Here is an 8,507-nt window from a genome sequence, read left to right on the forward strand (position 1 = left end):
ATTTATTTGATACATATTTTTATAAAAATGGCGCCGGAGCGCCACTTTTGTTAAGCTCCTTCATTTAAGAAGCGGTATTGTGCCATATAGAGATTATGGTAAATCTCTTTCTTTTCTATGAGCTCATTATGAGTTCCGTACTCTTTGATTTTGCCACCATCAACAACCATAATTTTGTCACAGTCTCGTATAGTAGAAAGTCTGTGAGCAATTACGAAGGCGGTTCTTCCCGAAAGAAGTTTTTCAATACCTTTTTCAACTAATTTTTCTGTATAGGTATCGATATTTGAGGTTGCTTCATCAAGAATCAATACCCTTGGATTTGCAAGTAGTGCTCTAGCAAAGGAAATAAGTTGTCTTTGTCCTAAGGAAAGTCTTGAACCTCTCTCGTTAACTTCTGTGTCATAACCTTTTTCCATTTTTATTATAAAGTCGTGAGCATTAACAGCTTTGGCGGCTGCAATAACTTCTTCATCAGTAGCATCAAGCTTCCCATATCTTATATTTTCTTTTATAGTTGTAGAGAAGAGGAAGGTATCTTGAAGCATAATTCCCATCTGACTTCTTAAAGATTCAATGTCAACATTTTTTATATTTTTCCCATCAATTAAAATTTCTCCAGAAGTAGGATCATAGAACCTACTTAGTAGTGAAACTATTGTAGTTTTACCAGATCCGGTGGCACCAACTAAAGCTATTGTTTCACCAGAATTCACTTTAAAACTTATATTATTAAGCACTGGTGAACTTTTATCGTAGGAGAAGGTCACATTTTTAAATTCTACAACTCCTTTTATTTTACCCATTTTAGGAGCATTCTCAGAACTTATGATATCTGGACTAATATCTAAGATGTCAAAGATCCTGTCAGCGGCAGAGAAGTTTGTTATAAGAGTATTGTAGAAGTTTGACAGATTCATGATTGGTCTCCAGAACATTCCTATATACATTGAGAAAGCAATTAAAGTACCTACAGAAATTTCACCCGATATTACAAGAGAATACCCAGTATAGAAAACAACAACTATACCAATACCCCAGGAGAGCTCAACTAAAGGCCAAAAGAAATCATTCAGTCTCACTGCTTTAGTAAAGGCATCCATAAGCGCACTTACCATGTTCCTAAAACATAATAAGGTATCGTATTCCTTTCCAAAGGCCTGAACAACCTTAATTCCTGAGAAGTCTTCATGTGTATAAGCATTTAGATTTGAACGTTTCTTTCTATATATTTCCCATCTTTTTCTTGATTGAGTTTCGATAAGAAACATTGAGACTGTTAAGAAGGGAAGTATTATTATCGATGCTAAAGCCAATTTAATGTTTAAGGTAAACATCATCAGTGAAACACAAATCAAGCTTAAAAGCTCAGGAATAAGTGTCTGAATGCTCTGATTGAACATATTTTGAAGAGCATTTACATCACCTATAACTCTTGCTAGTATCTTTCCAACAGGTCTATTGTCAAAGAATGAAAATGACAGTCTTTGAATGTGGGTATATAATTGATGTCTTATGTTTACCAAAATATTATTAGTGATAAAGGACATCATAATCAATCTAACCTTGGATGCAATCATTGATAGAAGGTTTAGCACTAATAAAAGGGTGCCAATATACATTAAACCTCGGACATTACTTTCTTTTACATGAGTGTCGATTGCAATCTTAAGTAGATAAGGATTTAGTATTCCACATACCATTACAAATAGCATAAGCAGTATTACCAAAAAGGTTTTAATTCTATAAGGAGCCAAATAGTTTAAAAGTCTTAAGGTTATTTCAATTTTATTTCTGCTCATTTGATATTCATCTTGCCTTACTGTATTTTTAGCCATTATACCACCTCACTTTCTATTTCGTTGAAGTCCTTGAACTGTTCGCAGTAAATATCATAATATTTCCCTTTAAGCTGAAGTAGTTCATTATGGTTTCCGCATTCTTTTATTTCTCCATCTTCTATGAACAGAATGATATCGGCATTTTTTACGGCAGAAATTCTATGAGCTATTATGAAAGTCGTATTTTTAATTTTTCTTTCAGACAGGTTTTTTAGTAATGTATATTCTGTTTCCATATCCAGTGCAGAAGTAGCGTCATCAAGTACTAATATAGGAGCTTTTCTCAACAATGCTCTAGCAATGGAAATTCTTTGTTTTTGACCACCGGATAATCCTATACCTCTCTCACCTATTTCTGTATTAAAGCCTTTTTCAAGGGAAGTAATAAAGTTTAGACAACAAGCTGTCTTACATATACTTTTAATATCCTCTATAGAAGCGTTTTTATTACTAAATTTTATATTATTTTCTATACTATCAGAGAAAAGGAATGTATCTTGAGGGACAACGGACATACTGCTTCTCAATTTATTAAGGTTAATGTCTTTAACATTTATTCCATCTACTAAAACTTCACCGTCAGATACATCATAATATCTTCCAATTAGATAGAGCAGAGAAGATTTACCAGAACCGGTAGTTCCCATTATAGCAACAGTACTTCCAGCAGGAATACTTAGATTAACATTCTTTAATATAGTTTCATCATTGTATTTAAAGGAAACATTCTTAAATTCAATTTCTCCACTTATTTCAGAAAGAGAATTTGTATGTTCTTTGTTTTTAATTTCTGGTTCTCTATCGATGATAGTAAAGATTTTCTTTGCGGAGGCTTGGTTTTGAGCTAGCATGTTAGTTAGCCAACCTAACATTCTCATTGGCCATATGAGGTTCCATATATAACCACTAAATGCCACTAACGTACCTAAACTCATTTCATTTTTAATAACTAAAATACCACCAAATATAATCATGATTACTAATGAAATATTTGTTAAAAATTCCATAGGAGGGAAGTAATTTCCTATAATTTTAGCCTGTGTCATGGTTAAATCATAATAGGATCTATTCATTCTTAAAAACTTTAATACTTCATGTTTTTCTCTAGCAAAGGCCTTTACTAATCTAACACCAGCTATATTTTCCTGAGCAGCAGTATTAATTTCTGCAGTTTGGTCACTGATCTTGCCACAACAATCGGAGAACTGTTTTTCCAATTTTATTGCCATATATCCTATAGGTACCATTATGATGATACAAGCTAGGGCAAGTTTCCAACTTAAATAGAACAATATTATGGTGCTAATAACCAAGTAAACTATATTTTCTACAAAAAGCCTTAATCCAAAAGCTATTGTTTGCCATATATTCTCTATATCTTCGCCTATCCTTGACATCAATTCACCGGTATTCATATTATCAAAGTACTTAAACTCAAGCTCTTGGATATGCTCAAAAAGTTCATTTTTGATATCTTCATGAACTTTTGCAGATAGGCTGTCAAAAAGATATTCTTTTGCATATCCGAAAATAGCTTTGATCAATGTAATTGCAAGTATCGATCCGAGTAGTGGTACAAGTAGAGAAGCTTGCTTATCCATGATGGCCTTATCAACTATTAACTTTTGTAAATAAGGTGTTATATTATCTACAGCTATGATAAAAAGCATTACTGATGATGCAATAAGCAGTATAGCTTTATGTCTTAGCAGATAGCTAAAAATTCTTTTCATAATTTTCCCTCCCGTATTAATTAAGTAGCGCCCTATATATGCAAAAAAAGGTCACAGGAATACCCATGACCTTTTTGGTAATATAAAAGGTCATGAGCAATAGCCCATGACCTTAATTACCGATTAAAATGTATAAGAAAGATTAATTATCAGTAATCGTCCACGTAGAGATAGGGCTATTGTTAATATATATTAAAGAATTAGTCTTTATAACGATGCTAAATCCAAGTTGATATCTTACTGTTAACATATTTCCTACCTCCTTTTTGTATAATTTATTTAATCGTATAAATTGATTAATTCTATTATATACATATTTTGAAATTAATGTCAAATAAACACAAAAAAATTTAAGTTAAAGAAATTGTAGTTTATAGTTTAGAAATAGATTTATATATTGGTTATTTTTTAACGAAATATTCTTTTACTATTATGCACTGTTTTGATATGTTATTACTATTTATAAAGTAAGGAGTAAAGATATGAAGAAGAGGATGTTTATGTTTTTAGGAATAATAATAGCACTAGTTGTAGTTCTTGAAATGTTTATATTTTCCCTTCCCATGATTTCCAGACCAAAGAAAGCAGATGTAATAATAATATTAGGGTGCAAACTTTCCAAAGGGAGTCCAGGGTTATTTTTGCAGAAGCGAATAGAAAAGGGAATGGAACTTTTTAAGCAAGGATATGGACGTTATATCATAGTTTCTGGAGGAAAAGAAAAAGGAGAAAAGATTTCAGAAGCTGAGAGCATGTATAGGGTTTTAATTAAATATGGGATAAATGAAGATAGTATAATTTTGGAGGATAAGTCTCAAAATACTTCCGCCAATATCAAAAATTGCACTGAAATAATGAGGGATAGACAATTTAACAGTTCTATAATAGTTTCTAATTTTTTTCACTTAAGAAGAGTATGGATACTAGCTAAGAGAAATAATATTGATGCTACTTATGATGGGATATTTATTTGGAGATACTTCTGGAAAGAGATACAAGGGTCTATAAGAGAAATACCAGCTATAATTAAGGATTCTATATATAGATAAGTCATAAATAAAGTTGGGCAGGTATCCAGCCTATTAAAGATACACAACTTTAATCAGTAAACAATTCATAAAAATAAGAATTTAGGCATCAGCTCTATTAACTTTGAACCAGATTTTACTTCATGAAATGATAGCAAATAAAAAACCATGTGGTTTTATAAACCTCATGGTTTTTTGGGTTTTTTATTATGAATTTAAATACATTTCTCCCACATTAACAACGTCTCCTGCACCTACGGTTAGAAGTAAGTCCTCTGCTGAGGCTTTTTCTTTTACATAATTTAATGCTTCCTCATGAGAGTGAACATTTGTGCACTTAACGCCTTTCGCTCTTAAAGCATCACCAAGTTGCTGTGAACTTACCGTACCTGTATCCTTTTCTCTTGCTGCATATATATCCATAAGTATAACTTCATCAGCATCGAAAAAGGCTTCTGTAAATTCATTAAATAAGGTTTTAGTTCTTGTGTAGGTATGGGGCTGGAATACGCAGTATATAGTTTTATGAGATACTTTTTGAGCAGTACTCAAAGTTGCTTTTATTTCAACTGGATGGTGAGCATAGTCATCTATAACTGTAACACCATTCTTTTTACCCTTATATTCAAACCTCTTATGAGCGCCTTTACATTGTAATAATCCTTCTATAATTGCATTTGATGATATATTAAATATGAGTCCAACACAAATTGTACAAAGGGCATTTAGAATATTATGCTGACCTGGAACACTCAGATCAACTGAGAATAGTTTGTCTTCTCCTTTATAAGCATCAAAGGATGCGCATCCTCTTTCGTTAAAGCTAATGTTTCTAGCAGTTACATCGCCATTTTCAAATCCATAGCTTAAGATATTACACTTTGACTTTGCAATTATATCTTGTACTCTTGGATCGTCGGCATATCCTACAAGATATCCATCTTTAGGAATTAAGTTAGAGAACTTCTCAAAAGTTTCTTGGATATGATTTATATCTCTATAGTAATCTAAATGATCCGCGTCTATATTTAATATTATTCCAATGTATGGATAGAACTTTAAAAAGGATTCTTTATATTCACAAGCTTCAGTAATAAAATAGTCACTGTTACCTATTCTAAAGTTTCCGTTTATTATATCTAGTTCTCCGCCTACAAGTATTGTAGGATCAATATCTCCAGTCAAAGTTACATGGGAGATCATTGATGTACAAGTGGTTTTTCCATGAGTGCCTGCTACAGCTACGCCATATTTATGACCTTGCATTATCTTACCTAAAAATTCTGCTCTGTCCATAAGTGGTATATTTTCATTTTTTGCCTTAACAAGTTCAGGATTGTCTTGAGGGATAGCAGCAGTATAGACAACCAGGTTTACATCCTTTAAATTTTCACTACTATGGCCTATGTATACCTCTGCACCCTTTTCTTCAAGTCTTTTAGTAAGCTCTGATGCCTTTGCATCTGACCCTGAAACCTTGTAGCCTTTATTTAGTAGTACAGCAGCAAGGCCGCTCATGCTTATTCCACCTATTCCAATAAAATGTACCTTTTTATGCTTATCTTTTATAAAATGAAATGACAAAGTATCAACTCCTTTACAAACTACCATTATTAATTATATACATTTTTTCCGAATTGACACAACAATTTACAATTATTTTATGAAAAAACAGAAGTTTTTGATACAAAATAATAAAGAGCCCTTTAAGGCTCTGGTTTAACATTATCATTTTTTCTTGTAGTTTTAACCTTATCAGCTCTATGTTCAATTTCACCATTGTCAACACGGTCAATACCGGCTGCAGATAATTGTTTGTTTGTTAGTTTTATATTTTTCATAAGAACACCCCTTTCAATAATTATAGTTTCCAGTAAGACGATGTTTATACTTTTGTTTTATATTGTTAAGATTGCATGAAATTCTCCTTTGGGTAAAAAATAAGACATAGAAAGGAGAGTTGATTATGTCAAAAAATCATGTAAGAAATAATGTAACGGATGATGGTCAGAGAAGACAACGACTTCATAAACACCAAGATAATAGAGGTACTAAAAAGAATCCACCAGAATATGAGAACTTAAATGGAGATCCAATTAAATAAGTAATATTTAGGGACTTAGACTAATAATTAAGGCAGGAATTCAATTATAGTGGAATTCCTGCCACAAAAACTTATCATTTGCTTAATCCTTCCTTAAATGGCTTTATCTATAGCATCTTTTGATTTTTAACAATTCTTATACAATAATTTAGTATCTATACTTATATCTTAGGTAATGGGAAAATTACCCACAGTTTAGTTAAAAATACATGTATTTTACAAAAAAATTACATAAAAATTAAATTATAGGATAACTGTAAAAGGATTAGTGTTAAAAATATTGATATTGGATATAATATTGAATACAATATGAATGTTAAGTAGATTTTTTTTAGTTATAGTTCGGATTCATTAAATAAAATGTGGGTGATTGATGTGGAAAAACTAAGTAGAAATAGTAGAATGGTTGCTATTACAAAGACGTTGTTAGAAAATCCAAATAGGGTTATTGGACTTAATACATTTTCAGAACTATTAAATGCAGCTAAATCAACTATAAGTGAAGATATAGTTATAGTACGAGAAGTTCTAGAAAAGCTAAGTATGGGAAGGGTAGAGACTATATCAGGAGCAGCAGGTGGAATTAAATATATATCAGGGATAGGAGAAGAACAGAGAAAAGGTTTTGCAAATGAGTTGTGTGAAAAGCTGAAGGATAGTAGTAGAGTAGTGCCTGGAAACTTTATTTTCATGACTGATGTCATGTATAATCCTTACATAATAAGCAGAGCTGGAGTTATACTATCTTCATTTTTTGATAAAAGCAAAGTTGATTATGTTGTTACAGTAGAAACAAAGGGGATTCCTCTTGCTTATGAAGTTGCAAGAAATCTTGGGGTTCAATTGGTTATCGTTAGAAGGGATAATAAAGTTACTGAAGGTCCTACAGTAACTATAAATTATGTTTCAGGTTCCTCAGGAAGAATACAGCAGATGTCTCTTTCAAAGAGATCTCTTAAGACTGGTAGTAAGTGTATATTTATAGATGACTTTATGAAAGGTGGAGGAACAGCAAAGGGGATTATAGACTTGTTAAAAGAGTTCGAAAGTGACCTAGTTGGAATTGGAGTATTAGTTGATAATATAGAGGCAGAAAAGAAGCTTATAAAAGAGTATGTATCCATAGTTGATCTTAGAGGGGTAAGTGATGATGGAGAAGTTAATATGGCTCCATCAAAATTTTTTGAATAAAAGTATATATCAGTTATTAATAGCCTCAATATATGATATTTTTTAATGAATTATACATTCAGTTGTGAAGTTAAACATCTATATATTTCTTAAAATAAAAAAAATTTCGAAAAGTTTAAATAAAAAAAAGGATTTTTCTAAGTTAATATAGAAATATAAAATCATTAAAGCAACTGGAGGTGGAGTGAAGTGCAAATCACAGACGTTAGGATCAGAAAGATAGCTGCTGAAGGAAAGATGAAAGCCATAGTTTCTGTAACTTTGGACAATGAATTCGTTGTTCATGATATAAAGGTTATAGAAGGACAAAATGGTCTATTTATTGCTATGCCAAGTAGAAAGACTCCTGATGGAGAATTCAAGGACATAGCTCATCCAATAAATACCGATACAAGAGAAAAGATACAAAAAGCTATTTTAGATGAGTATGAAGTGGCGTTAGCAACTGAAACCGAGCAACAGGGGTAGTGAATAAAAGGAAGTTTTACTTCCTTTTATTCAGTTTGCTGAAAAACCCTCTGTTTTTTAAACAGGGGGTTTTTCTAGCAAACTTGTGGATAAATTTTAAAAGAGAGCTTTTCTATTAATTTGAATAAAATTTTATATAAAT

The 8,507-nt window shown here is 31.7% G+C and carries 8 protein-coding genes; 4 read left to right on the plus strand and 4 right to left on the minus strand.

Annotation, left to right across the window (positions count from 1 at the left end; genetic code table 11):
• Positions 1-50: 50 nt before the first annotated feature.
• Both CPJCM30710_RS08665 and CPJCM30710_RS08670 read right to left on the minus strand, forming a co-directional pair.
• Positions 51-1,838 (minus strand): ABC transporter ATP-binding protein, encoded by a 1,788-nt coding sequence (locus tag CPJCM30710_RS08665; protein WP_212903776.1) that lies wholly within the window; start codon positions 1,836-1,838, stop codon positions 51-53.
• The gene (locus tag CPJCM30710_RS08670) at positions 1,838-3,574 is read right to left on the minus strand and encodes an ABC transporter ATP-binding protein (RefSeq protein WP_212903777.1); all 1,737 of its coding nucleotides are present in this window, start codon (positions 3,572-3,574) and stop codon (positions 1,838-1,840) included. Before CPJCM30710_RS08670 ends, CPJCM30710_RS08665 begins: the two co-directional genes overlap by 1 nt.
• A gap of 482 nt (positions 3,575-4,056) precedes the next feature.
• Between CPJCM30710_RS08670 and CPJCM30710_RS08675 the strand changes: the two genes are divergently transcribed.
• Positions 4,057-4,623: a YdcF family protein gene (locus CPJCM30710_RS08675; protein WP_212903778.1), complete on the plus strand. Its 567-nt coding sequence runs from the start codon at positions 4,057-4,059 to the stop codon at positions 4,621-4,623.
• Positions 4,624-4,809: 186 nt separating this feature from the next.
• On the opposite strand, the gene murC is transcribed toward CPJCM30710_RS08675, so the two are convergent.
• Both murC and CPJCM30710_RS18070 read right to left on the minus strand, forming a co-directional pair.
• Positions 4,810-6,186: a UDP-N-acetylmuramate--L-alanine ligase gene (gene murC / locus CPJCM30710_RS08680; RefSeq protein ID WP_212903779.1), complete on the minus strand. Its 1,377-nt coding sequence runs from the start codon at positions 6,184-6,186 to the stop codon at positions 4,810-4,812.
• A 122-nt stretch (positions 6,187-6,308) separates the two neighbouring features.
• Entirely contained in the window at positions 6,309-6,443 is a 135-nt protein-coding gene (locus CPJCM30710_RS18070) for a hypothetical protein (protein ID WP_281413966.1), read from the minus strand.
• A 125-nt stretch (positions 6,444-6,568) separates the two neighbouring features.
• On the opposite strand from CPJCM30710_RS18070, the gene CPJCM30710_RS08685 reads away from it, so the two are divergent.
• From CPJCM30710_RS08685 to spoVG, 3 genes are all read left to right on the plus strand, one after another.
• Positions 6,569-6,706, plus strand: coding sequence for a clostri-philic family protein (locus CPJCM30710_RS08685; protein WP_212903780.1), 138 nt, complete (start codon positions 6,569-6,571; stop codon positions 6,704-6,706).
• A 375-nt stretch (positions 6,707-7,081) separates the two neighbouring features.
• Positions 7,082-7,897 carry a pur operon repressor gene (gene purR, locus CPJCM30710_RS08690; RefSeq protein ID WP_212903781.1) on the plus strand — a complete coding sequence of 272 codons (816 nt, stop codon included), beginning with the start codon at positions 7,082-7,084 and terminating at the stop codon, positions 7,895-7,897.
• A gap of 189 nt (positions 7,898-8,086) precedes the next feature.
• Positions 8,087-8,365 (plus strand): septation regulator SpoVG, encoded by a 279-nt coding sequence (spoVG, locus tag CPJCM30710_RS08695; protein WP_212903782.1) that lies wholly within the window; start codon positions 8,087-8,089, stop codon positions 8,363-8,365.
• Positions 8,366-8,507: the final 142 nt, after the last annotated feature.

The sequence above is a fragment of the Clostridium polyendosporum genome (assembly GCF_018332455.1).
Taxonomy (GTDB): domain Bacteria; phylum Bacillota; class Clostridia; order Clostridiales; family Clostridiaceae; genus Clostridium_AY; species Clostridium_AY polyendosporum.

Coding starts and splice junctions, on each gene's coding strand:
- CPJCM30710_RS08670 (WP_212903777.1), bottom strand. CDS start 3,574: ATGAAAAGAATTTTTAGCTATCTGCTAAGACATAAAGCTATACTGCTT.
- CPJCM30710_RS18070 (WP_281413966.1), bottom strand. CDS start 6,443: ATGAAAAATATAAAACTAACAAACAAACAATTATCTGCAGCCGGTATT.
- CPJCM30710_RS08685 (WP_212903780.1), top strand. CDS start 6,569: ATGTCAAAAAATCATGTAAGAAATAATGTAACGGATGATGGTCAGAGA.
- CPJCM30710_RS08665 (WP_212903776.1), bottom strand. CDS start 1,838: ATGGCTAAAAATACAGTAAGGCAAGATGAATATCAAATGAGCAGAAAT.
- CPJCM30710_RS08675 (WP_212903778.1), top strand. CDS start 4,057: ATGAAGAAGAGGATGTTTATGTTTTTAGGAATAATAATAGCACTAGTT.